The organism is Spirosoma sordidisoli, from assembly GCF_004138325.1.
Taxonomy (GTDB): Bacteria; Bacteroidota; Bacteroidia; order Cytophagales; family Spirosomataceae; genus Spirosoma; species Spirosoma sordidisoli.
The window spans coordinates 62,186-86,882 of the sequence record NZ_SBLB01000012.1 but is presented as its reverse complement, the minus strand read 5'-3'; the positions used below and the strand labels follow the sequence as shown (position 1 = coordinate 86,882).

Below are 24,697 nucleotides of genomic sequence, written 5' to 3'. Positions count from 1 at the left end.
TCAACCGATGCCAACGAACGTAGCACGACGGAACAAAGCGCAGGATAAAGCCTCAGCTAAATCGCTGTCTTAGTGGCAAACCAGCATACAGATTGAGTGTTGGGCCTATGCGTACACACACTCACGTCGAAATCGTGAGGACACACTAAGGCCAGGGGCGGCAGGGAGTTACCGTCGGGGGGGATTAATCAACGCGAAGACCGCGAGGAACGAGTACAAGTCGGCCTTACGGAAGAATACCGCAGTAGAAGGCATCAAAACCTGCATCGGATTGGGGGCAGCCAGCCGTAGCGTGGTTGGCGCGTAAACAGGCACCGAATGACCGCTCGACGGTAGGTTGTGGTGACTGTGGTTGGGGTGTTTCTGGTGTTCAGAATCGGCCCCGTAATGCATCTTCAGAAAATCAGTGAACGATAGGGTAGAATCGGTTTTCCGGTGTTGCTGATAGTGTTGCACCAAGTCGCCCCAGTGGGCCGACTGGTCAATGCCAAAGCCGGGGAGTAAACTGCCTCCCAGCATCCAGCACGCCAACACAAATGCAACAATTGATTTCATGATTCTCTACTATGTTACAGGACTAACGATTCTTAAAAGACAAAGTTTCGGAATTACAGGCTATTTGTCTAATTTAGAAATGATCTAATACCACACTAAAGTTTGTCAGCTTAATGCCTTGACTACCAGTAGTATTATTCGTGCTTTTTTATTGATTTTGCACGGCTGCCTTACTGTAAACTAGCGAGAATTTAAGTATGAATGACTCTTCCGTCGGCACCATCATCAGCGACGGTCTTTCTACATTATACTCACTCATCTTAACTGGAAACTCGCCGGTTGCCACCAACCAATCGCCTTTGTCGGCCCGGATGCCGTCTATGATGACTGGCTTAGTTACGCCGTGAAAGGAAAGATTACCCCGGATGTTGAGCTTATCACCCGCCTGATCAATGCGCGTACTGGTAAATGTAACACGGGGGTATTTGAGGCCCTCTATAACTTCAATGGTGTGCGAATCCCGGTTCGCATTTTGGCTATCGAAGGAGGCAATCTTTGCTGCCACGGCCACGGCCTCGATGCGATCTATCAAGTCGTTGTAAACCAGCACACTTTGCACATCGTGGCTTACGCCATCCCAGGTATGCATGGGGTGGCGCATCGTGTAGGTCATAACGGATTTGGCTTTGTCGGCAATGAGTTTGCGCGGTGTTGTTGGTGCAGTAAAGGCCAGCAGAAACCCGATTCCGGCAGCAAGCAAGGGAGCAAAACTTGAGCGATTCATGTGTGAGCGTCATATTTTAATGGCGATGATTGACAGCGCGAAAGCCCCGAATGTCGTGTAGGCTGCTGCCCGATGATAGGGCTTCAGTTCGGGATGCTGTTGAAGCGAACCGGCCAACACGTTCGTCGCTATCATTCCGGCAATATGCGCCACCGCCAGATACTTGTGCAGTTTGATAGAGCTTAATCCCCGCCGTTCATCCAGCATTTTTGGGGGAGCGGTCAGAGACAGAAGGGCGGTGGTCGTGTATGTAACGTTTACGCCCGTCGCCAACGCACTATGTACATTGAGTAACCGGTTGTACTGATCGCCGGTGGCATTGTACAGCTTGGCTCCAACGATGCCCTGTGCCACAAAACCAGCCAACGTAACAAACCCCATTACCTGATGACCCACCAGCATAGTACACCGGATTTTTAGCTCTTTGGCCCTGCCTTCCGCCGTGAGCGGAGCCAAATCGGCAACGCGTAGCAATCCTTTTGGCCCCCAGAACACCCGTTGCGTAAAAATCATTTTGTGCGGTAGCAATGGCTGTTCGGTGCTATCGACCAACTCAGCAAGCAGATCGGTCGTTGCCGTGACTGGCGCAGTTGTGTCGGCTGGAGTCGCTGATGATACCTTTTGAGCATCGCTTCGGGTCAGTGCAAAACACCCGATCAGGAGTAATGTGAAAAAGACGCGCATAAATCAGATGGATGGACGAAAGCGTACAGGGCATCTCTGGGCTGTGGCCAAGAGATGCCCTGCATCAAGAAATAGTCAGGACGTTATCAGACTGGGCAACTTTATACACCGTTAGGCCACGGTTCCCGTTAGCGTTGAGACCCTTGCCCGACAGGTCGAAGCGGGCACCGTGGGCTGTGCAGTAGAACTCATTGTTTCGGAGTTGAACCTGCCGCTGACCCTCATGGCTGCACACGACCGTAGCCGCAACGTACCCCTGCGTTGTGTTAGCTACCACAATGTTGTTGGTAACGACGTACCCACCGACGTTCTTAAGGGCGGCATTAGCCGCACTGGTGAGATCAACCGTTACCGGACTGTTTAGCGGTGTGGGGGTTACGTTGGCACCCGCACTACACGAGGTGAGCGACTGCCCGGCGCAGTAAACAGCCATCAGGGCTGCCCCCTGAAAGCCTAATTGGCGAAGAAAATCATGACGGCTCAGCGCGTCGGTCTTGGTTACTTGTGACATACAGATAGCGTTTAAGCGGAATACGCCTTTTCTGCCTGATACCGCTGCCTGCTGCGTCAAATTTTCTTCATTTTTTCAGAGCCGGGCAAGCTCACTGCGCTTTGCGGCCAGTGATCCAGTCGTGGTATACCGTGCCGGTTGCCGGGTCGGTTTGCTGTTCATCAATACTGAGTGTGGTGCCATTGGCTGTACCGATCTTCTGGCTGCTCAAATACATATCGTAGCCACTGCCATTGGCCTGCAAGCGTACTGATCCGATAACTGAAGTCTGATCACTATAGCCCGTTGCTTTGATTGTTTGCGTCAGGAAAATCACGGCGGCTGAATCGCGCCGGGCAACTATTGTGCCCGACAGCGTGTTCGTGCCAGCCGTGTAGGGCAGGTTGTACTCGTACAGTTTGACCCCTGCCGAATCGCTTCGGACATAGGTAAGTGGGTACGTACCGGCAACCGTAGCGGCTGGATCAGGCAATACATCTTGTTTCTTGGCACAAGCAGCCAACAAGAGTATGGCAAACAAAAGAAGTGCGTATTTCATAAGTTGTGCTGAGTTTGCGAAAGGAAATCCTTCCCAAACCTTTACGAGTAATCGATCCGCATTCGTTGCCTGGGCGCACCTGTTTTTTGCTGAAAATCGACTCGACCGTTTACCTATACTGGACACTAATCGGATCGGCTCATTGCCTCAACTCAGCTTGTACATACAAATCGTACCCAAGTCAGAACTGAAGTTTGAGGCCGGTATAAATGCCAAATCGGGTACTACGGGCCGCGTCTGCACCGTCGAGGTAATTAAGCCGCCAAATGGCATCAATGGAGAAGAGGTTTAGGATGTTCTCAATGCCTACGCCCGCTTCCGCGTAGGGTACGGAGCCGGTAGTGCGGAAGGTGTTGATCTTGTTGAAATCGCGGTTGGCCCCGCTTAGGCTGCCCCAGAACAGGTTAGCCGTTACCCGCTCCCGAAGGCTGAGTTTGTTGAGTAGCGGTATCCGGTCCAGGATCAACCCGCCCAGCGAATAGCGCGTAAGCAGGCTCACGTAGCGGTCGGCGGCAAATTCGTAGGGACTCATGCCGTAAAAGGCGTACTTATCGGCCACGTAGTTTGGATTGCCGCGCGGGATATGTAGCAGCAGTAGCGGAACCGTGCCCAGAACAACGCCACCCGTCAGGTTATAATAAAACGAACCTTTGAGCGGGGCGGGCATCTCTTGAGTCAGGCTGGTGCTTAGTCTCCAGTAATCGAAATAAGTGTTTCGGTAAAGGGGCAGGCCTGCCGCTGCGTGAAACTGCCAGACCGGGAAACGGGTGTACAGCCGCAACTTATCATAGTTCACAAGGGCGGTTCGCTCGTTACGGGCATACCGAAACGTAACCCCCGCTTCTGAATTATAGAGCGTATTCAGCAACGACACCGATGAGTCGGCCACATTGACGGTCTCGTCAGATGGCGCGTAACTGAACTTAAACGTAGGGGTCATCGACCCATAGCTGTAGTACGTCTTCACCGACCACAGCGGACTAAGGTCCCGTTCGTGCGCAAAGCGTACCTGACGCAAGAAATTCTGGTATACCGGGATCGGTTTGCGGAGGGCCAGCGTGAACAGGTTGTCGTTGTCCAGCATGTCGTCATTAGCCGTCAGTGCATCGTAGTCATTCTTTAGCGTCAGTTCATACTTCTGGTAAGGGCTTCGATTGGGTACGTACTTGATACCAACCGTTTCTTTGAACCGACGGTCGCGGGTGCCATAGGCTACGTACCCCCACAAGCACCAACGCGGGTCGAAACCCTCCATTGTCCAGATGCCCGTCCGAATGCGTAACCCTTCGGTTAGGTTGGAGCTAAACAGGGAACTGTATGGACCGAACCGAATCTTGTTACGAACATCCCAGTAACCGGTGGTTATAAAAGCCGCCATCCGGGTTGTATTGCGAAACTGCCGGTTGTTCTTAAGCGAATCAACCGCCTGATAGATAGCCCGCTCCCGGATGGTCAGCGGACTGAGCCGGTAGGCATCCGTAAATGTCGCGGCTGAGGGCGTGGTTTGTTCGGCGAGGGCGAAGTTGGTGGCCGTAACGCCTTCTGGATTGACCCGGTAATTGCCATACACGCTTGTGCTCTGGATAGTGACTGTGCGGCTCGTCGAGTCAATGCGGGTAGGCAATCCCAATAGCCCAAGCCCGTTTTCAAACCCGTAGCGAAGCGCGTTTTTAATCAACACCCAGACGGTTCCGCGCTCTGAATCGTCAATGGGCAGGTACGTCTGTTGAATAGAAAGGGAACGGATAAAATTGAGGTTCGCCCCAGCATTGGTGCGAATGTTCACCTCCCGGATGGCGTAAGACCCATCCTCAATCAGCATACTGCCTACGAATCCGTTCTCGGTGGCACTACGGGGCCGAAAGGTTAATCGGTAGCTGTATTTCCCGGCATCAATCAGCGTATCGGGTTTGTCAAACTGATATACAGCAAGACCGATATCCGACACGGGGCCAACAAAGGACGTTTTCTGGATCGGGATAATACCGTCGTATGGATTAACCGGTTCATTGAATCGGTCAAGTCGTTGTCCTATTTCATCCGTTTGCAGCCCCAGATTTTGCTCAGAAACCAAGTAAGCCGCGTCACTTTGTGGGGAGCGGATGTGGTATTCTTTCCGGTACTGTTCGCGGAAAAAGATAGGAAGCGAGGTACGTGCTGACGAATCGTTTTGAAACTGCTGATACACCTTTAACATGGTAGTGAGCAGCTTACGTTTCTGGTTGGCCGAGAGGTTCTCTATGTCCACCTCCGTGCGAAGGTAATTGGTACGCGTCCAGCGGGTCAGCCGTTGTGGGTCGTTGGTTCGCTTGTTAGCTATAACCTTCTTCATCAGAGCCTTGCCCGGATCGCGATAGCCCGTCACCACCACCTCGTCTAACTGACCCGTTACTGTTCGCATGTTGATAAGTAGGGGTTTAGTAGGTTGGGCAGCAATTGGTACCGTAACCGGTTCATACCCTACTTCAGAAAGCAGCAACGTGTCGGGTAGTTGCTTGATAGACAGGGGTAGTAGCCCGTTTTCGTCGGCGGTATTGCCGTTGCGTCCGCGTTTCAGATAGCCGCTGACAAAGGAGACCGGCTTGCCCGTTCCTGTTTCAGTGATGCGTACGATTAGGGTGACCGCGCTGGGTGCAGTTGTCTGCGCCCAGGTAAAACCCGGCCAGAAAATCCAGCTTATCAGGCAGCACCAAAGAATGTTTTTCATGCGTCAATGTTGGTTATACCGGCCATCGAATGTGCCGAAGCAGGCTGCGAAAAGGGAATACTGTCGGGTGACTTTGGCGTAGGTCGTCCTTGAAAGGGCTGCATGAGCAGGTGACCGAACGATACGCCCTCCACTGGCTCGTTGACGGTATCCAGCCCAAACACAATCTGTTCGGCCCGCATCCGGCGGAAGGTGCTGAACAATCGGTCCCAGATGCTCAGTACATCGCCATAGTTGCTATCGGTGTAGGGCTGCTTTTCGTGATGATGCACGTGATGCATGTTGGGCGTCACCAGCACCCAGCTTAGTACTCGGTCGAGCTGTTCGGGCAAGCGGAGGTGTGCATGAGCCGCCACGTTCGAGACGATCTGAATGAACTGCCGAGCCATAAGTGCCCAAAACGTAATGCCACTGATGAACACCCAAACCGTCAGGAAGGCAAGCCGGATGGCCGTTTCACCGGGGTGTTCCCGCAGGACCGTCGATACGTCCATTGCCGGGTCGGCGTGGTGAACGGCGTGAAACCGCCATAGGTAGCCGTACCGGTGCATGAATACGTGGTAAGTGTATTCCAGCAGATCAAGCAGCAGAAACGACAGCGCGAAATCTAACACAGGGTGTTGGTCTACCGGTAGGAGACGTACCAGGCCCCAATGGTGATGGGCTGTCCAGTTAAGCGTATTTAGCAGCGCATAGCCAAAGAAAAGTTGGACGATAGCCCCGGTGAAAACAAACGTAGCATTGGTCAGGGCATGGTGCCAGGAACGGCCAGTCGCTACGAGCGATTTGGCATGTTCTAACCACCAGAAGAAGGCGATGGATACAGTCAGCAACAGCACCCGGTGTACATCAGGTACGTTGGCAAAATAGCGGATCAGCGATTGCATTGAATTGGGGCTTGGCCTCCGCAAAGGTGGAAAGCGTTTCTGTGGGCAATCTGAACTTGAGCCAGGGCCTCAAGCCTGTTTGCCTTCCCAATTGCATACGGGCAAAATGCCCTCAACCGCTGCCTTCATCAAGGATAAAACTGACACCAAAAAAACGGGGGCTGTCTTCACCATCCGGCATTTGCCGGTGGATAAAGACAGCCCCGCTTGAGCAATGGGGTGCCGCTTAGCTGCTAAAATCAACGTCGGGGCGTTCGAGTTTGCGCCCATTGCGCCGGGAGGTTGCGCCCGGTCGGCCCAACGGCATCTGGAGCGTCACTTTGTAGAACCGCACTTCGCGCCGGTTCATCGACGATTGAAAGATGGTCGGCTGTTCGTAGGTAGTAATAAACCGGCGTGAATTAAACACGTCGTTGACGGAAAAGACTACGCTGGCCCGGTTCTGCATAAAACTCTTGCGGAGGGCCGCGTCCATCGAGTTGACTGCTTGCCGATAGCCCTGTAGCGACACGCCCCGGCTGTCGCGAAAAGCACCTACCTGCGCCGTGATGTTGGCGGGGAACCGGTACGTCAGATTCAGCTTGGCATTGTACACCCACAATTGATTCTGGAGTGTTTCCGACTGAATAGTAAAGTTGCGCAGGTTCAGGTTACCGATCAGGCTTAACCGACGACCCAGATCGAGCTTGAGCGTTTGGTCAAGCCCGTATTGGATATCGGCTTTCACATTGATGAACGTCGTAACCAGGATCGTTGAATCAGTCGCTGAGGGCTGCGTAAATGGTTTGATCGTGTGGTCTTCGTAGATGTAGTAAGCCGTCGCCAGCCATTGCAGTGACCCCTTCGTGTGCGTGTAGGTCAGTTCGGCGGTGTTGACAAACTCAGGCCGCACGGCTGGATTACCAATGGTAATGTTCTGCCGATCATTCGCCTGGATACCAACGAATACGTGTCGGAAGTTGGGACGACCCACCTTACGACTGAGGCTCAGGCCTAATTCGGAAGTCTCACTAAGTTTTTTGGTCGCCGAGAAGGAGGGAAAAAATGACTGAAAGAGATTTTGCCCCGTTCTGGATGGGTAATCGTAGCCAAAACGGGTGCCATCAAAGCGCGAGAGGCCGTGCAAACTCGATTGTTCCAGTCGCAGACCTGCTTGGATAGTAATGCCACTCCGAAGCGTTCGGGTGTAGAGGGCGTAGGCGGCATTGACCGTTTCCCGGATGTCGGCGTTTTGGGAGTAGGTAGGTAAAAGGGCATACGTGCTGTTGCCCTCAAGCAACTGATTAAAAAAGTACTGGGTATCACGATTATAGGTGAAGCTACGTACCCCAAACTCCCACTTGGCCGAATCGCTCAGGGGGTGGACGTAATCCAACTGAACCAAGTATTGATTCCCGATGGTGCGTCCGTCGATGCGGTCTCGTTCGGGGTACGTAGGCTGACTCGTTCCGTCCGCGTTGAAGGAAGTGGTTAGCCAATTGGCCGCGTTCGATACCCGGTTTCGAGTCAACGAGGTCATGAGGATAAGCTCTTGTCCTTTGCGGGCAAAGCTGTGCTTCCAGTCAAACTCGGCCCCCAGGTTCGTAAAATTGTTCTGTGGGTCAAGGTCACGACTCCCGTAGCCGGTGCGGTTGCCAGCCCCATCCCGGTACGTGTACTGCTGGGCCGAGACGGTGTTGAATGCCCCGCTCGCCAATGTACCGGCCAGCGAAAAAACGTTTCGTTTGTCGGCTGCATAGTCTATCGCCACGCGGCTGTTCTGGAACCGGTTGTTCAGGTTGATCAGCGTGTTCTGGTCGAAATAACTGGTCGGCACTCCCGAACCAGCCAGCCGATTAACGCGGTTCACATGGCCGGTTAGGGGATTCTGCGTAGCGTTCAGACTGTAAAGACCCGTCACGTTCCACTTGCCTTCGTGCCAGTCGATGTTAGCCGTAGCATCGTATCGGTGGTTGTTGCCAACCCCGACACTGACCATTCCGTTGTATCCCGGCTCCCGGTTTCTTTTCAAAACAAGGTTGACGATCCCGCCCGATGTGGAGGCATCGTACCGGGCAGAAGGATTTGTAATCAACTCCACCGACTCAATCTGGTTGGCCGGAATCTGGGCCAGGGTCAATTGAGTGGGTTTGCCGTTGACGTAGATGGTCGTAGCCAGGCCGCGCAGACTGGGATTGCCGCCTTCATCCAGATTGATCGAAGGAACGTTACGTAGCAGCGATTCGGCGGTCCCGCCCAAACTGGTGAGATTCTTGCCAACGTTGAACACCCGCTTTTCGGCATTCATGGTCAGGTCGGCTTTCTCGCCCATCACTTTCACCTCATTCAACAAATGAGCATCAGCGAGAAGAGTAACCGTACCCAAATCGGCCCGCCCCGGCGTACCCGACAGTACCACCCGCTGACGAACAGCCTGGTAGCCCATGAAGGAAACGTTGGCCCACACCGGCGAAGAGGGCAGGTTAGTCACGACGAAACGGCCCGACGTGTCAGTCTGACTACCACCCAGCAAGGTGCTGTCGTGACCATTTTTTTGCCAGACAGCCACAGAAGCAAAAGGCATTGGCTGCCGGGTGCTGGCATCTACTACTTGTCCGGTGAGCTGCGCCCAAGCCGGGCAATGTGGTAGTACAAATGCGCTGAGTAGGAGTAAAGAACGAGTATTCATCAGAAACGGCATTTAGAAGGGCCAGATCAACCGGGTTGACCGCGCCAAGATGCCACAAAGGTTCTGCTGAAATCTGAAGCAAATCTGACACCTACGCACAAACGTAACGGGCTGTGCGCTGACCAGTCAAGATAACCAAGCCGAATGGCTTGCTTTACCCATCAAGAAGCCTGTTTTGATGCGTGAGTACCTACTGTAGTTTCGTGCTACAGATAGTTTTCTCATTGGATCAGCTCACTTGAACAGATCCAGCCAGACCGATGCTTTGATGCCCACGTTGCTGCCCGCCGGGGTGTTAACGATGCTTCGGAAATCGTAGAGGTAGTACGGGCTTAACTGAGCCGAGATGCGCGGACGTCGATACTGTACCCCAGCCCCAAACATGAAGTTGTGGAAGAAGCGCGGTTGAGCATCCACCTCAAACGAATGATACTGTTCGTTCCCCTGATAATAACTTTCGTAACGTACTTGTTGATAAGCGGCTATGTCGAAACTGGTTCCGGTCTGAAAAAGCAGCGACCAATTTCGGCGCAGGGGTACGTAGTACTTTAGGTTCACAGGTAAGCTAACCAACGAGGTACGTACCGAAATATCCTTAATCTGATCGTACTGGGCTGGCAAGAAGGCACGGTACTTCTCTATAAACTCCGCCCCCGTTGCCGCGTTGAAATCCCTTAGTTCTTTGTGTTCTTCGAGTTGTAACTGCGAAGCCTGCACACCCACGGACAGGCCAAGATTTTCAGTTGGGAAGAACTCAATGGCCGGTCCAACGCCCACGCCATCCAACGTGGCTCCCGTTTCAATGCCAATGCGAGGCTGTAACGACGACAACCGGAACGGCGGACGGCTTTCCTTGGCCGGTTCTGACGCCGAAGGGATGACTTCCGGTTTAGCCGGTTTCTGAGTCACTGAATCGACTTTGGTCAACGTGGATCTGCCGTTCAGGGTTTGGTTTGAATCAACGGGAATGGCCGCTGTGGCTTCGGTAATAACCCGGTTCGCCGAATCAACTATGGACCCCTTGGTAGGCGATGGTAGAATTTGACGCGCCTGATTGCTGGAGATTACATCACCTGAGCCTGGCTTGTCTGGCCTGCTTCCGCTGGTATTACTCCAGCTTGGTTGATCCCGTTTGTCTGTGTCGCTGGTCGTTGGATGGGGAGCCGCCAAGGGTTTTGACTCTTCTAAAATACCACCTGACCGTGCGCTATCAGCTTGCCGTTCAGACCGACTCTGCCGGCGATTAGCTGGGTCGTTGCTTGAACGTACCTGATTGCTTTCCTGATTCCCGCTAATCTGCACGTTAGCCTCCCGTTCACGTATGTAGCGATGCTCAACCACCGTGCGCTGTACAACATATACCGTATCTACCCGGTGGGTGGACACTGCCGGTGCTGCCGGTGCTGACGGAGCGGGAGTTAGGTTAACCGATTCGGTGCGTACAGGCAGCGTTTTGGTTAGCTGCTTAATCACCAGCTGATTCGTGTTTAGCGTGTAGAGGGTGGTCATCCAGCCCGTCAGCATCAAGGCACTGAGTACCCAGCCACCGTAGGGTAGTAAGCTGGCCCAAAAGCCCAAAGGCAGGCGTTTCCGAAAGCGGCTCCAGGCACTTGGCTGATAGCCCGGCCTGACCGATTCCAGATTTTGTTTCATCAGTCGGTCGAAACGTTCGTTAGACATAGTTTCGTCGGTTTACTGAACGTGTAGTGGTCCAATCCATAAGCAATTCCTGTAGTTTCTGGCGCGCTTTAGCCAGATTTGAGCGCGATGTTCCTTCGTGAATTCCCAGCATCTGGGCAATTTCGGGATGGGAATACCCATCCACTATGTGCAATGAAAAAACGGTACGGTAAGCAGGCGGTAACTGCTGAACCACCGCCATAATTTCGTCGGCGGCCATTTGTTCGAGCAGGTTGTCAGACTCCCCCACGTCATAGGCTTCGTCGATGTCCGTATAGGTCAACGGGGATTTGTTGCGCCGGTAGTGGTCAATGGCCGAATGCACCATGACCGTCCGAAACCAGGCATCAAACGGCTGCTCCGGGTCGTAATACGCTATCTTGTTGAGCACCCGCAGAAAGCCATCATCGAACATCTCCTCGGCTTCCTCCCGGCTACCCGCGTAACGCAGACAGATACTCACGCCGAAGCTGTAGTAAGCCTCAAACAACTGCTTCTGAGCCGCCGGTTTTTCGCGACGACAACCGTCAAGAATGTCGGGCAGAGCGAGGTTTTTACTTCGTCGAAATAGCACAGGCATCAGGGGATTACTAACCGTAGTATCCTACGGAACTATCGCCAGCCGCCGTTGCCTCCGAAAAAAATAAATTTTCAGGCTACCCATCAGGCAACGGCGCAGGTCCACAATGCCGTATGCCTTTCTGCTAATCAATCATGAGCATCTAACCGATCAAATCAATGCGTGTACTTACTCTGGTGGCCACCCTCCTGACGGCCACATTCGCTTACGCCCAGGACAACATCGTTCTCCGAAACGGCGAGGAAATTTCCGCTAAAGTGCTGGAAGTCAACCAAGCCGACTTGAAATACCGCAAGGCATCTAATCCTGAAGGCCCCGTTTATTCGGCTCCGCTCCGCGACGTACTGCTGATTAAGTATGCCAATGGCAGCAAAGATTCATTTGGCACCAACAGCGGACCGTTACTTAGCAAACCATCACCAATGACCAAGTCAGATGCAGCTTCGACGGCCACTAAGTTGGCACCTATAGGCATGGACGGGCTGCGGTATAAAGGGGGTTTATTCAGCCACTTCTATGCTGCCAATGGGCAGCGACTGGGTAACGCAGAGGTCAAGTCGTTACTCTACAACCAGCCTGACGCGCTCACAAGCTTCAATAAAGGTCGTTCGCTACGTACCTGGTCAGTCGTCACGGCTATTCCTGCCGTGGCCTTGATTGGGACGGGTGTGGGCTTACTGGTAGCCGGTGAAGGCGGAGGGGGCCATGACGGCATGGGCAACGAGTCTCAGGGCCGAGATAATGACCCAACCGATACCAACACCTCCGGCGAGAACAGCAATGATGGGCATGGCGATGAAGTGGTAGTCGGTGCTGTCCTGACAGGGAGCGGGGTACTGCTGGGGGCTACGTCACTTTGGTTGAACCACCGGGCCGGGGTGCAATTTCGCCGGGCGGCTGATCGCTACAACGGTCGGGCCGCTACAACCTTACGGTTTGTACCCAGCCGTCGGGGTGTTGGACTTGGAGCCGTGTTGACGTTCTAACCAGATTCAGGAACCGATTTGTTGAGCGCGAATCGGTTCCTACTGTTTTCCCCAATCGTGTATGATACCCCCGACTTTCAGCATCCGAACCCTACGGCGTATCCTGCACAAACGCACAGGGATTGCGACCTGGCGCGTCAAACTTTTCAGCGACCTTCGCCGGGATCTGGGACTGACCGATTGGCAGCTCGAACAGGTGCTTGCCGATATTGCCTTAGTTACGGGTCTGACGTTTCCGGCTGATACCGCTCAACATTTGACCGATGTATTTGACCTGCTCATTCACGTCATTCTGCGCCTGCCCGAAGCCTACGATGCTGAGGCTTACTACGGTCCGCTCCCTGCTCGGTTAGCCGAGAAATTACCACCGACCAACTATGCCCCCACACTCATTGCCTTTGGAGCCGTTCATTTAAACTGATTGACAACGCCCGGTGTCGTTCCCGAATAGGGATACGTCCGGTGGGTACGTTAAGATGTCATCAGTTTTCCTACAGATTCGGGAGCGAACCTTGCCCCAGTTTGTATCTACTCAACGTTATGATTTTTCCAGTTAAGTCAAAGCTGAGCCAAGTCTGGTACCCTCGGCTGTTGTGGTTACTCATTCTCACCGGCTGGACACTCCAGAGTTCAGCCCAGTCCGATTCACTGCCAAACGGGTCGCCGGAACACCCGCCCCGGCTATCAGTTGCCCGGTTGGTTATCCCCTCAGTGTTCATCGGCACGGGCTTATACACGCTTTCCGACAACCACGCTTTCAATCGGTTTCGGGTACGGGGCGAAATTCAGGATCACGTCAATGGCTACCGCACCCACCTCGACGATTATTTGTCGTATGGTCCCAGCGCGTTGTTGGCTGGGTTAACGGCTGCGGGTGTCAAAGGTCGCTCTACCCCATTCGACCGGGCTGGTTTGTGGCTGACGGCCAATGCCATTGCCGGGGCCGTGACATTCGGATTGAAACAAACCACCGGGTACGTTCGGCCCGATGGGTCCAACAACCAGTCGTTCCCGTCGGGCCATACGTCGTTTGCGTTTGCCGGGGCTGGTGTTCTCGACCGGGAGTTTGGGCAAACCAACGTACTGATCCCGATAGCCGGGTACGCAATGGCCGGTTCGACGGGGTACCTCCGTATGGTGAATGATAAACACTGGATTTCGGACGTGCTGGTTGGAGCCGGTATTGGCTTACTATCTGCCGAAGCCGCTTACCACGTGTATCCCTGGGTCAAACGGAAACTGACCCGGCGTCGAAACCGACGTTCATTAACCAATTAAGTGCTGCCCGGTTAGTACCGGGTCTTTCTACTATCGTTATGACGCTATTCGCGCTGATCAATAAATGGCGGCTTGCCATCGTAGGGTGTTGTTTGCTGTGGACGGGTAGTTTGTTAGCTCAGTCAGTCGGCATCGGCCCTATGGCAGCCCAGCAAACGCTGGTTCGGCAAACCCTACAGGCAATCTATAACAATAATCCAGATCAGGCAGACGGGCTAATCAATCGGTTGGATATGCAAACGGCCCATCATCCCGCCGTGGATTTACTTCGGGCGGTTCGGCTGCACTGGCAATGGTTCCCTGCCCGCACCGACGACCGGTTACGGGGGCAGTTGGTGAGCCTGCTCGAAAAAACGGCGGACGAAACGCAAACGCAACTCGACAAGCGGCCTGATGATCCCGAACTGATATTCACTTATTTCACGACGGAAGCGATGCTTACGCGCATGGCGTATTTTGATCACCAAACGCTTAAGTCGGTAGGTTACGCTAAAAAGGCGTATAGCTACCTTCAAAAGGGGCGGGCCTATCGGCAGCAATATCCCGATTTTAGTTTGTCGTCGGGGCTGTACGATTATTACCGCGAAGAATATCCTGAACTGCACCCGGTTTATAAACCGTTGGTTTGGTTTATGCGCTCCGGCGACAAGCAAAATGGGCTGGCTCAGTTGGGAATAGCCTCGAAGCAATCGTTGTTTTCGCAGGTGGAGGCCACACTCTACCTTACCCACATCCTGGCCGATTATGAGAACCGCGCTTCGGAAGCGTTGCCATATCTGGCACAACTGACCAAGCAGTATCCGAACAACCCTTTCTTCGTAGTACGATATGCCGAGGTGCTGTTACATGCAGGGCGACTAACGCAAGCCATTCCACTAATCGACAGCGTGTTGACTATTTGGCAGCCTTTTTATCGGCAAATTGGTCTGCTATTGATGGCACGACTAAAATTGGCGCAGGGAGCTTTGACCGAAGCGGATACCCTGGCTCAAACTGCCCTGCAAAAGCAGCCTAAAGATGAAGCTTACCAAGCGTGGGCCTACGCCGTACGGGCGCGGGTGGCCGCTCGGACCAATCAACCGCAACAAGCGCGGCTATTTTACAAAAAAGTCCTTGATCTGGCTGAATATCCGATTCTGAGCACAGAAGCAAAACAGTACCTAAAGTAAGAAATAACTATCAACTCAATTTTCACGCAGTTGTACGATTGGTTGGCGAAACAAGTTGATACGTATCGCCAACTTGACAAGTTTTTCGATACATAGATGATTGCCTCTGGTCTGTTATTATTTGGCTGTGCCCTGTTGGCCTTCTCGCTTAGTGCTGTTTGTGGCGGAGGGGCCGGTCTTTTGCTGTTACCTGTTTTAGGCTCTATCGTACCAGGCGCACAGGTTCCGGCTGCCCTGTCAATCGGCACTGTTTCCAGTTCGGCCTCCCGGATTGTCGCTTTCTGGTCGCGTATTCGGTGGGATGTCGTGATTTGGTTTGTGCCACCGGCCCTGCCCGCCGTGTGGTTGGGTGCCCGGCTACTCAGTTACATTAACCCGCTATACCTCGAACTGCTGATGGGTTTGTTCCTAATGGCTAACCTGCCCTTAATTTTCCGCTCAACCGCCGAACTGGAGACTACGCATCCGCTGCCCAAAGGTTACCTGGCAATCATTGGGGCGGCTGCGGGTTTCGTTTCCGGGTTAACGGGGGCTGTTGGCTTATTATTCAATCGGTTTTACCTGCGCTACGGGTTACAGAAGGAAGAGATTGTTGCCACACGAGCCGCGAACGAAGTTCTACTGCACGTAGTGAAATTAGCGTTGTACGCTTCGTTTGGCCTGTTGACGGGCAAGGCGTTAACGTTTGGTGCCGTGATTGCCGTAGCCGCTTTTGTGTCTTCCTGGGGCATGAAGTGGCTGCTCCCCCGGCTGAGTGAGAGTCTCTTCCGTCGGGTCGGCTATGCCGCTATGGTCGTGTCGGGACTCAGTTTATTTACCGAAGCATCGGCGCAGGTTGTCAACAAGAACGGTGTTGACATTGATTACGCGCCTTTCTCTGATGGTCTTGAAACTCAACTTCAATGGCGTAAACAATTATTCGCCCTGGAGTTTGAATACGATGAGGGATTCGAGTTTGAGCGTAGCATTAAACTCTCCGAACTGCCGCCCGATAAGCAGGCTCACGTGAATGCACTTAGTCGAGGGGCAGATAAAGTGTTCCTCGAAGAAGTATACGGCATTGACCGACACAGTTATGAGGCTTATATCTTTCGTGGGGGAAAATTAGAAAAGTATGATTTTTAGTGAGTTAGGTAGGTTTCTATATCAGGTACTGTTCGTAGGAGTTAGCTCAGTGAGTTGACCCGGCCCATTTCAGGCCAACAATACCAACGATGATGACGAACCCGAAAAACAATTCGGTAAATGACCAACCTGCCTTTAGCCACAGCACATCCGTTACTTTGAGGATGATGAGCGACGTAGCCATCCATACGGCAAAAGCCATCGCCGTTGGGATGGTTCGCATGGCAATGGCCAGCAACACCGAGTTAACGACACCAAACACGATGTAGGCAATCCAGGGCCACAGCACAGCCATGCCGCCGTCGGAGCGGTACAGGGTTGCCCACCGGAGTGTTTTAAGAGCAGGCAGATCAATGTATTTCAGCGAGTACGTCCAGGCCATCTCACAAAAAGCAGCACCAAGCAGACATAACCACGACAGGAGGGATGTGTTCATAGATCAGTTGAGTTGTGTCGGTTCCGACACCTATTAGCTCAGGTGGCCGAGTTAGTCGGCGGAATAAGACGTTGTAGGGCAATCACAAACCGCCATTCGCCACTGGCATACCAGTTTTTAAACCGATTGCTCACCGAGTGGTCATGCGTGGGCAGGTACGTCAGCAGTCGACGCAGGTCAAAGCGATTAGCCGCCAACCCCGCGCCCACCCGCTGCCCGTCGAGTGCGTTGCAAGCCTGTTCGTAGTGATTAGGTTGCGGCATCATCAGCACGGGCTTGCCTAAGTAAAGGGCTTCACAAACGGATTCAAATCCGGCTGTAGTTACTACTGCTTCGCAGTGCTGCATGTACTTCAGGTAGCGAATGCCGTCGATGCGGTGAAAATAGAGATGGTTGTCCACCTGCTCCTGGGTTTGCTGCGTCGTGGCGTTGAAGTAATGGACAACCATCTCCGGGCATTGTCGGTGTGCTTCCAGCACCTCGCTCACCAAGCCGGGTTGCGTGGTGTAAGCCAGTACGTAGGGGCAGCAGTCCGTTCTGTCATCTTGGATACGGCAGGCGGTAAGCTCTCGTCGCAGCAGGGGAGGCATTACACGCAACCGACGTCTGGGTACGTCGGTTTGCTGGTCGAACGACAGGCCGAAAAGCTCGGTTGCGCCCCAACTGTTCAGACGGACCAATGCTTTGAATAACAGTTTGTCGAACCAACTGCCTTTTGGAAACGTGAACGAATCGTGAAACGCCAGGCATTGATGCCCTACGCAGACCATTGGCGTGGAGGGCCGGTACAGCCCATAAGTGAGGCCACCGAGTAGTTCAAAAAAGTTGACGACAATATCCGGCTTCTCGGTCAGGATAGCCATTCTGAGTTGACGAACACTTTGACGGAACGTTGGCAGTTGTCGAATAATACCCCGTATTGTCGTTTTCAGATCGAGGGCGTTGGTTTGCGGATCATAGACGAGTGCCGGTCCGGGCAAGGCGGTAATCGGGGCGGTGAACTGCTCGACGAAAAAAGATGGAACGGGCCGTCCTGTTGCCACATTGACCCAGGCACCTATAACCTCATGACCAGCTTCCTGAAGCAATTGTGCCAGCGAAATAGCCTGTGTCAAATGGCCTCGGCCTTCGCCCTGCACGATGAATAAAAGGCGCATAGAATACGAATCTTGTCTGGTATTGGACTACCAAACAGGTGTGAATTGCTGATGCGTGTAGGTGAATGAAAAACGGGCCGGTTTCTAAGCCGGCCCGTTCGGGAATGGATGATTACAGCTTCTCTTTAATGACAGCCGCGTCTTTCTTAACCTCGTCTTTCAGCAGCTTCTTGTCGGCCTTGAACGTGCGTTTTCGGTCTGCTTTCAACGCCTGCCGGTCTCCACGCAGTTTGTCATCTTTGCGATCTGACTTTAGCTCTTTTAACGCAGCCTTATCACTGGCTACGGTGGCTTTGGCTTCTGTGACGGCCTCTTTTTTGTGTGCTTTGCCACTCTGGGCCTGGGCATTTCCGGCGAAAAGAGCAGCAACCATGATTGCTGCCAGCATTGTGTTTTTCATAACGATTTTGTTTTAAAACGTTGACTGTTAATTCAATTAACCGCTCTACTACTGGCTCCGGCTGGGCGGTTTTGCTGACTGTGTATTCGTGCTGACGAATCAGAGGTACACAAAAAGCCATACGGAGATTTTGATATCCGCCGTTGCCTGATCGAATCGAATTTTTCCAAAAGCGAAGCGAGTGCGGCTGAAAATCACATCAAACGTACAGGGAGATTCTGAGGCAAATCTGAAGCAGTAGATTCCGTGCAGTAAGGATCAATCGGTCTGTCAGAAGCTGATTCGTTTGCGCTAACGCTTCATAAACAGCATCAGTACTAGGTACAGATTTACTTCAAGATTGACCACGACGTTTGCATTACCCAAACCGAATTGGATTTGGGCGTGGTGCTTTTTTATCAGGGCATCAAGAGAATCACTGATGGACAGCGTATGCAAACGAAACAACCAGAGGACAGCAAGCTGAGGGTAGTGCTGTTGTTGACTGGACTGTATCTGGTTTCGCCAGTCAGCGTATTGGCTCAATCCGGCCAGCCCCAACGGGCATTGGACTTTTATTTGGAAAATGCCCGGCAGACCAGTCCGCTTGTTCGCGATAACCAAAACCAGTTGCAGGCTAACGCATTTGAAGCGCAACGTCTTCAGGCATTATACACGAAACCGCTGGTGCAGGTGACGGGCAACGCACAGTTCTCTCCGATCTTCTCAACCGATAAAGGCGGCTTTCATCCAGAACTTAATTCGTCGGGAGCAACCAACTACTTCGGGTACGATTTGGCGGTGTCCAACGGTGGCTTGTATCAGGGACTGGTCTCGGCCACGCAACCCATTTCTAATTTATTTCGGGCAAAAGCATTTGCCGCGCCGTTTGTGCTGGCTTCTCAGGTTGGTCAGACGGTGATCCGGCTGGGTCAGCACGACGTTGAAAAGATTGTTACCGATCAGTACATTCTGTGTTTGCAGGACCGCTTGCAGGTGCAGTATACCGATAGCCTGTTGCGGGTGCTACGCGAACAGCGGCAGATTGTCCAGAAGTTTGTCGAGTCTTCGCTGCTCAAGCAATCGGACCTAACGCTGGTTGACATCGAAGCCCAAACCCAGCAGAATCTGCGCGTTGGCTACCAAACGGCCTACCGACGGGATGTACTCGAGTTGAATGCGTTAAGCGGCATCGCCGATACCACGTTAGTCAATTTGGCTCCACTGAACTTGGTCATGGCTCCCGACATCGGCTCAGTACCCTCTGGATTCACGCAACGATACGCTTTGGATAGCGTAGCCCTAACTGCCCAGCAAACCATTTTCGATTTGCGTTACCGACCTCAATGGATTGCGTTCGGTAACGCCGGGCTAAATACGTCCTACATCCCCGACATCCCCCGTCGCTTTGGGTTTAGTGCGGGCGTTTCCCTGGTCTGGACACTCTTCGACGGGCACCAGAAGCGTATCAACGCGCAACGCACCAGTATCCTACAACAGAGCCTGGGCAACTACCGCCGGTTCATCGACACGCAGAATGGGGTGCGTCGGGAGCGGATACGGGGTGAGTTAAGAGGGCTTGACGAACGACTCGCCGTGTTCCGGCAGCAGATAGCGGGCTACGAAGCCGTGCTGGCTTCTTACCGGCGCGAACTTCTACAGGGTCAGCTTTCCATTATCAATTACATCACCGTTCTGAAAAACATGGTCGCCGTTCGGCGCGATGCCTTACTGATTCAATCGAATCGTCAACTACTTGTCAATGCGTACAATTATTATAACTGGTAGTGAACGGCTTAGTCTTCAGCTATCTACAGGCGTGCTGCTGCTGATGGGCTTGTTTGCCTGCAACAAGCCGCAGGCTACCGATGCGTCCCAGCAGCAAACCCGCACCGCCCGAACGCCCGTTACCGTGCAGGCCGTTGGTCGGGGCGGCATCAGCAATAGCCTGACGCTGTTCGGGACGACGCTGTATCTGCGCCGAAATGCCATTACGGCACCCGTGGCCGCCTTCGTCACAAAAGTGTACGTTAGCCTGGGCGCACAGGTACGTGCCGGCCAGCCGCTCTACCAATTAGAAACTAAGGAGCGACGCGCCCTGGGAAGACTGGCTATTTCGGGCGATACAGCCATTATTGGCTTAGTCACGGTGCGGGCCTCGTCGGGGGGCGTGATCAGTACGTTCGATAAGCAGCAAACGGGCGACTACGTGCTGGAGGGCACCCAGCTTTGCACCATCGCAGAAAATAGTGCCTTGGCCGTGCAGGTCAACGTGCCTTACGAATATGAGGCTCTGGCCCGGCCCGGTCGAACCTGCCGGGTACGTTTGCCCGATGGCCGCGCCCTGACTGCTACGTTCACCACCCCCTTAACGACGGTCAACGCGCTGGCTCAAACTCAGAGTGTATTAGCGCGCATTACTCGCCCCATTCCACTCCCCGAAAACCTAACCGTACAGGTTGACGTGACCAGCCAGGCTAACGCCCAAGCCCAGTTGCTGCCCAAAGCCGCCGTACTCAGCGACGAGATGCTGCAACACTTTTGGGTTATGCGACTGCTGAATGATAGCACGGCGATCAAAGTGCCCGTTCAGCTTGGCGAACGAACGACCACGACAGTAGAGGTACGTTCCCCCCACTTCGGAATTGGTGACCGCATCGTCACCGAAGGCAATTACGGCCTGCCCGACACAGCCCGTGTACTGGTAACTCCGGCAAAGCGATGACCGAACAGCCCTCTGCTTCCGCCACGACTACGCCAACCAATGAACCGGTTCGTCGTTCTTATTTTGAGGTGTTTAGTCGCCCCATTCTGTTCACGGGTGTGTTGTTGCTGATCGCCGGTATCTATGCCTATACCCGGATGCAGACCAATCTGTTTCCCGAAGTACTGTTCCCGCGTGTATCCATCATTGTCGACAACGGTCAGCAGCCCATTGATCGGATGATGATTACCGTTACCAAGCCGCTGGAGAGCGCGGTTAAGAAAGTCAATGGCGTAACGATTGTTAAGAGCAGCACCAGCCGGGGTAGTTGCACCATCGACGTGTTTTTCAAGTGGGGGCAGGATATTTACACCCAGAAGACGCAGGTCGAGAGCCGGATCAATGAGATTCGCAACTTCTTGCCGCCGGGCGTGAACCTCTCCATTGAGGCCATGAACCAGTCGCTGTTTCCGGTCTATGGCTATACGTTGGAAAGCGACCAGCACGGATTAGTTGCGTTGCGAGATCGCGCCAACTTGCTGGTACGTCCTCTGTTTTCGCAGGTATCGGGTATTGCTAACGTCGTGGTGCGGGGAGGAAAGGCTAAAGAGATTGTGGTCATACCCGATGCGGTGAAACTGGCTTCGGTGAACTTGCCCATCTCGGCTCTCATAACCGCCATCAACGCCAACAATAACGTACTGTCCAACGGCTACGTAGCCGACTACAGACGGCTTTACCTGACGCTGACCGACACACGAGTGCTCGACGTGGACGCACTGAATGCGTTGATTGTCAAAAACGACGGTACCCGGATGGTAACGCTCGGCGAAGTTGCCCGTGTTGAGGTGCAGGAACAGCAACAGGAATTTTTAGTGATCAACGCCAATGGTCACCAAGCGGTGCAAATCGATTTGGTCAAACAGCCGGGCGTGAACCTGATTGACTTTGCTAAAAACGCTGAGGCCAAAGCGGTTGAGGTTCGTAAGATCCTGCCCCGTGGTATGCGGCTCAAACCCTACTATGACCAGTCGGCGTTCGTGGGCGATAGTGTTCACAGTGTCATCAAGACCATTTACGAAGGGTTGCTGCTGGCTATCTTGGTCATGATCGTCTTTCTACGGTCGTGGCGGGCTTCCACGGTGGTGTTGCTGACGATTCCCGTTACGCTGGCCTTTACGATTTTAGTGCTTTACGTGGTGGGCATTAGCATTAATATTATGTCGTTGGGGGCAATTGCTGCTTCTATCGGGCTGATCATCGACGATGCCATCGTTATCATCGAACAGATCTACCGCGTCCATGAAGAGGAACCGGAGAAAAACCGGTTTGCCGTGGTGCAGGAGGCCCTTCATAACCTGTTTCCGGCGATGGTTGGCTCCTCGCTTTCTACCATCGTCATTCACTTTCCATTTCGACTGATGAGCGGGCTGGCTGGTAGCTTCTTTCGGGAGCTATCCGATACCATGCAGATCACGATGGTCTGTTCTTTTTTAGTAACGTGGCTGTTGCTGCCGGTACTGCACCTATTAATTGGTTTCAAAGCTTCCAAGAACGCTCATGCTGTCGATGAATTCGCTCAGGTACGTCGGCTGTACTGGTTAACGCAGCTCTTCACCAAGCCGGTTGTGTCATTACTTTTAGTGGGGCTGCTGGGTTTTGGAGCATGGTTCTCATACGGTCGTTTAGAAACCGGCTTTCTGCCCGACCTCGACGAGGGGACTATCGTGCTGGATTACTTCACGCCACCGGGTACGTCTATCCAGGAAACGGATCGGATTCTGCGCCAAGCGGAAAAGATTATTGTGGCCGATTCCAACGTGGCGACCTATTCCCGACGAACGGGCATCAGCATGGGGTTCCGGGGGGTGCCGCCCAATTTCGGCGACTATTCGATTCAGCTAAAAACAAACCGAACCAAAACGACCGTCGAAGTCATTGACGATCTGCGGACACGTATCAATGCCGCTCAACCGGTGCTGAGTATTTCGTTCGGTCAGCGTATCGCCGATCTGTTAGGTGATCTCATGAGTACCCCCCAGCCAATCGAGATCAAGCTGTTCGGTGATAATTACATCCTGTTACAAACGCTTTCCAAACAGGCATCGGGCATTCTGGAGACGATACCGGGGGTGGTCGACGTAAACGACGGGTTGGTTGAAGCGGGGCCGTCGCTGGTTTTCGAGCCGGATCAGGCTAAGTTGAGTCAGTACAAGATTGGCTTGATCGACTTTCAGACTCAACTTACGGCCTACACGGGGGGCGTATCCCTCGGCCCCAACGCGGCCCAGCCCGTACCCTCGCCCGCGCAGGCGGCCCTCACGGCGGGGATTCAAGTCGGCTCGTTTCAGGATGGCGAGCAGATGCGCCGGATGGTGTTGCGCTTTGCCAACTTTGACCAAAACGATTTAGATAAGCTAAGGAACGTACTGATCTTCCTACCTGACGGCACCACCCGACCGCTATCCTTCTTCTGCCGGGTAACGGTGCTGGGCGGAGAGATTGAGCAACGACGTGAAGATCTTAAATCCTCCGTGGTGCTGACTGCCCGGCTGAACGGGCGGGACTTAGGCAGCACAATCCGCGATATACAAACGCAGTTTGCTCAAAAGTTGCCTCTACCCCAGGGCTACACGGTTGGCTACGGCGGAGCGTACGCCCAGCAACAACAGTCGTTTGGTGAATTACTGCTCATTCTGACACTGGCCTCGTTATTGGTATTGGCCGTGCTGATGTTCCTATTCAAAGACTGGTGGCTATCGGTGCTGGTGTTACTGCTCTCGCTGCTGGGCATCACCGGTTGTATTACTGCACTGTACTTAACTGGCATCCCGCTGAACGTGAGTAGCTACACGGGTATCATCATGATTGTGGGTATCATCGCTGAGAACGCCATTTTCACGGTCAATCAGTTTGAACACACGCTGGCCCGAACCGGTGATGTGGACGAGTCGGTCAACTATGCCATTGCCCTGCGGCTTCGCCCCAAACTAATGACGGCCATCGGGGCCATCCTTGCCCTGATGCCCCTGGCACTGGGTTTTGGGCTGGGGGCGCAAATGCAACAGCCGCTGGCAGTCGCGGTGATTGGCGGCTTCGTTGCCGGATTACCCCTGCTGCTGTTAGTTCTTCCCACTGCGCTTCGGGCTTTGTTCCATAGGCGCGTAATCCATCCATCATGAAAAAAGTACCTGAAATCACCCTGCTGTTCTGGGTTATGAAAATCTGTGCAACAACCCTGGGCGAAACAGCAGGTGACCTGTTGGCGCAGACGCTGAATGTAGGCTACGGCCTTAGTTCGCTGATACTGATTGGTTTTTTCGTGGTTGTTCTACTGCTACAACTCCGCGCCAAACGTTACGTACCTGCCCTTTACTGGTCGGTTATTTTAGCGACCAGCACCGCCGGGACAACGATGTCGGACTATATGGACCGAACGCTTGGGCTTGGCTATGCAACCGGCTCGGCCATTTTGGTGGTACTGCTGGGAGTTGTTCTGGCGGTGTGGTATCGGTCGGAGAAAAGTTTGTCGGTGACAGATATCAAAACAGCCCGACCCGAAAGTTTTTACTGGACCGCTATTCTCGTTTCCAATACGCTGGGAACAGCCTTGGGTGATTACCTGGCTGATGATTCGGGATTGGGCTTCGGCGGTGGTGCGCTGCTGATTGGCTCGTTAATCGGTTTGGTTATTCTGGCGCACTATTTCAGCCGAATTTCTTCAGTCGTACTGTTCTGGATTGCCTTCGTGCTGACTCGTCCGTTCGGTGCCACGTTTGGTGACCTGCTCACTAAATCGACTAACAAAGGGGGTCTTGGCTTTGGTACCCAAGGATCATCGCTGATTCTTTTTGGTTTGTTGATTGGTCTTGTCGCATTCACATCGTTTCAGCGAAAAGAACACCGGCTGAGTTGAGTAAACAAAACAC

22 protein-coding genes are annotated in these 24,697 nt (G+C 53.3%); 9 read left to right on the top strand and 13 right to left on the bottom strand.

The features are described from left to right. Positions 1 to 168 precede the first annotated feature (168 nt). The 10 genes from EQG79_RS28215 to EQG79_RS28170 all read right to left on the bottom strand — a co-directional run bounded on the left by EQG79_RS28215 (position 169) and on the right by EQG79_RS28170 (position 11,534). Entirely contained in the window at positions 169 to 555 is a 387-nt protein-coding gene (locus EQG79_RS28215; RefSeq protein WP_129606171.1) for a hypothetical protein, read from the bottom strand. A gap of 148 nt (positions 556 to 703) precedes the next feature. Continuing rightward, positions 704 to 1,279, bottom strand: a complete 576-nt coding sequence (locus EQG79_RS28210; RefSeq protein WP_129606169.1) for a YceI family protein — start codon at positions 1,277 to 1,279, stop codon at positions 704 to 706. 9 nt (positions 1,280 to 1,288) lie between these two features. Next, positions 1,289 to 1,963 carry a hypothetical protein gene (locus EQG79_RS28205; RefSeq protein WP_129606167.1) on the bottom strand — a complete coding sequence of 225 codons (675 nt, stop codon included), beginning with the start codon at positions 1,961 to 1,963 and terminating at the stop codon, positions 1,289 to 1,291. 64 nt (positions 1,964 to 2,027) lie between these two features. Beyond that, positions 2,028 to 2,474, bottom strand: coding sequence for a Rieske (2Fe-2S) protein (locus EQG79_RS28200; protein WP_129606165.1), 447 nt, complete (start codon positions 2,472 to 2,474; stop codon positions 2,028 to 2,030). A gap of 91 nt (positions 2,475 to 2,565) precedes the next feature. Continuing rightward, on the bottom strand, positions 2,566 to 3,012 hold the full coding sequence (locus EQG79_RS28195) for a hypothetical protein (protein WP_129606163.1): 447 nt from the start codon (positions 3,010 to 3,012) through the stop codon (positions 2,566 to 2,568). 181 nt (positions 3,013 to 3,193) lie between these two features. Further along, positions 3,194 to 5,719 (bottom strand): DUF5686 family protein, encoded by a 2,526-nt coding sequence (locus tag EQG79_RS28190; RefSeq protein WP_129606161.1) that lies wholly within the window; start codon positions 5,717 to 5,719, stop codon positions 3,194 to 3,196. Beyond that, positions 5,716 to 6,606: a sterol desaturase family protein gene (locus EQG79_RS28185; protein WP_129606159.1), complete on the bottom strand. Its 891-nt coding sequence runs from the start codon at positions 6,604 to 6,606 to the stop codon at positions 5,716 to 5,718. The genes EQG79_RS28190 and EQG79_RS28185 overlap by 4 nt, the downstream gene beginning before the upstream one ends. A gap of 226 nt (positions 6,607 to 6,832) precedes the next feature. Then, positions 6,833 to 9,274, bottom strand: a complete 2,442-nt coding sequence (locus EQG79_RS28180; RefSeq protein ID WP_262708640.1) for an outer membrane beta-barrel family protein — start codon at positions 9,272 to 9,274, stop codon at positions 6,833 to 6,835. Positions 9,275 to 9,508: 234 nt separating this feature from the next. Continuing rightward, positions 9,509 to 10,954, bottom strand: a complete 1,446-nt coding sequence (locus EQG79_RS28175) for a porin family protein (RefSeq protein WP_129606155.1) — start codon at positions 10,952 to 10,954, stop codon at positions 9,509 to 9,511. Next, positions 10,947 to 11,534, bottom strand: a complete 588-nt coding sequence (locus EQG79_RS28170; RefSeq protein ID WP_129606153.1) for an RNA polymerase sigma factor — start codon at positions 11,532 to 11,534, stop codon at positions 10,947 to 10,949. The genes EQG79_RS28175 and EQG79_RS28170 overlap by 8 nt, the downstream gene beginning before the upstream one ends. Before the next feature lie 158 nt (positions 11,535 to 11,692). On the opposite strand from EQG79_RS28170, the gene EQG79_RS28165 reads away from it, so the two are divergent. From EQG79_RS28165 to EQG79_RS28145, 5 genes are all read left to right on the top strand, one after another. After that, a complete protein-coding gene (locus tag EQG79_RS28165; RefSeq protein ID WP_129606151.1) occupies positions 11,693 to 12,520 on the top strand; it encodes a hypothetical protein in 828 nt (275 codons plus the stop codon). Positions 12,521 to 12,581: 61 nt separating this feature from the next. Then, positions 12,582 to 12,941, top strand: a complete 360-nt coding sequence (locus EQG79_RS28160) for a hypothetical protein (RefSeq protein WP_129606149.1) — start codon at positions 12,582 to 12,584, stop codon at positions 12,939 to 12,941. Positions 12,942 to 13,111: 170 nt separating this feature from the next. Then, positions 13,112 to 13,798: a phosphatase PAP2 family protein gene (locus tag EQG79_RS28155; protein ID WP_240699482.1), complete on the top strand. Its 687-nt coding sequence runs from the start codon at positions 13,112 to 13,114 to the stop codon at positions 13,796 to 13,798. Positions 13,799 to 14,031: 233 nt separating this feature from the next. Beyond that, complete coding sequence (locus tag EQG79_RS28150; protein WP_240699481.1) at positions 14,032 to 14,967, top strand: tetratricopeptide repeat protein; 936 nt, start codon at positions 14,032 to 14,034, stop codon at positions 14,965 to 14,967. Positions 14,968 to 15,063: 96 nt separating this feature from the next. After that, positions 15,064 to 16,092, top strand: a complete 1,029-nt coding sequence (locus EQG79_RS28145; protein ID WP_129606143.1) for a sulfite exporter TauE/SafE family protein — start codon at positions 15,064 to 15,066, stop codon at positions 16,090 to 16,092. Positions 16,093 to 16,138: 46 nt separating this feature from the next. Here EQG79_RS28145 and EQG79_RS28140 read toward each other — a convergent pair whose 3' ends face one another. The 3 genes from EQG79_RS28140 to EQG79_RS28130 form a co-directional block, all read right to left on the bottom strand. Then, a complete protein-coding gene (locus EQG79_RS28140; protein WP_129606141.1) occupies positions 16,139 to 16,528 on the bottom strand; it encodes a DMT family transporter in 390 nt (129 codons plus the stop codon). A gap of 38 nt (positions 16,529 to 16,566) precedes the next feature. After that, positions 16,567 to 17,685, bottom strand: coding sequence for a glycosyltransferase family protein (locus tag EQG79_RS28135; RefSeq protein WP_129606139.1), 1,119 nt, complete (start codon positions 17,683 to 17,685; stop codon positions 16,567 to 16,569). A gap of 112 nt (positions 17,686 to 17,797) precedes the next feature. Then, complete coding sequence (locus EQG79_RS28130; RefSeq protein ID WP_129606137.1) at positions 17,798 to 18,085, bottom strand: hypothetical protein; 288 nt, start codon at positions 18,083 to 18,085, stop codon at positions 17,798 to 17,800. A gap of 432 nt (positions 18,086 to 18,517) precedes the next feature. On the opposite strand from EQG79_RS28130, the gene EQG79_RS28125 reads away from it, so the two are divergent. The 4 genes from EQG79_RS28125 to EQG79_RS28110 are packed head-to-tail and all read left to right on the top strand — an operon-like array spanning position 18,518 to position 24,684. Further along, entirely contained in the window at positions 18,518 to 19,852 is a 1,335-nt protein-coding gene (locus EQG79_RS28125) for a TolC family protein (protein WP_129606135.1), read from the top strand. Further along, the gene (locus EQG79_RS28120) at positions 19,827 to 20,789 is read left to right on the top strand and encodes an efflux RND transporter periplasmic adaptor subunit (RefSeq protein WP_129606133.1); all 963 of its coding nucleotides are present in this window, start codon (positions 19,827 to 19,829) and stop codon (positions 20,787 to 20,789) included. The genes EQG79_RS28125 and EQG79_RS28120 overlap by 26 nt, the downstream gene beginning before the upstream one ends. Then, entirely contained in the window at positions 20,786 to 23,950 is a 3,165-nt protein-coding gene (locus EQG79_RS28115; protein ID WP_129606131.1) for an efflux RND transporter permease subunit, read from the top strand. The genes EQG79_RS28120 and EQG79_RS28115 overlap by 4 nt, the downstream gene beginning before the upstream one ends. Continuing rightward, entirely contained in the window at positions 23,947 to 24,684 is a 738-nt protein-coding gene (locus EQG79_RS28110) for a COG4705 family protein (protein WP_129606129.1), read from the top strand. Before EQG79_RS28115 ends, EQG79_RS28110 begins: the two co-directional genes overlap by 4 nt. The last annotated feature ends 13 nt before the right edge of the window (positions 24,685 to 24,697 follow it).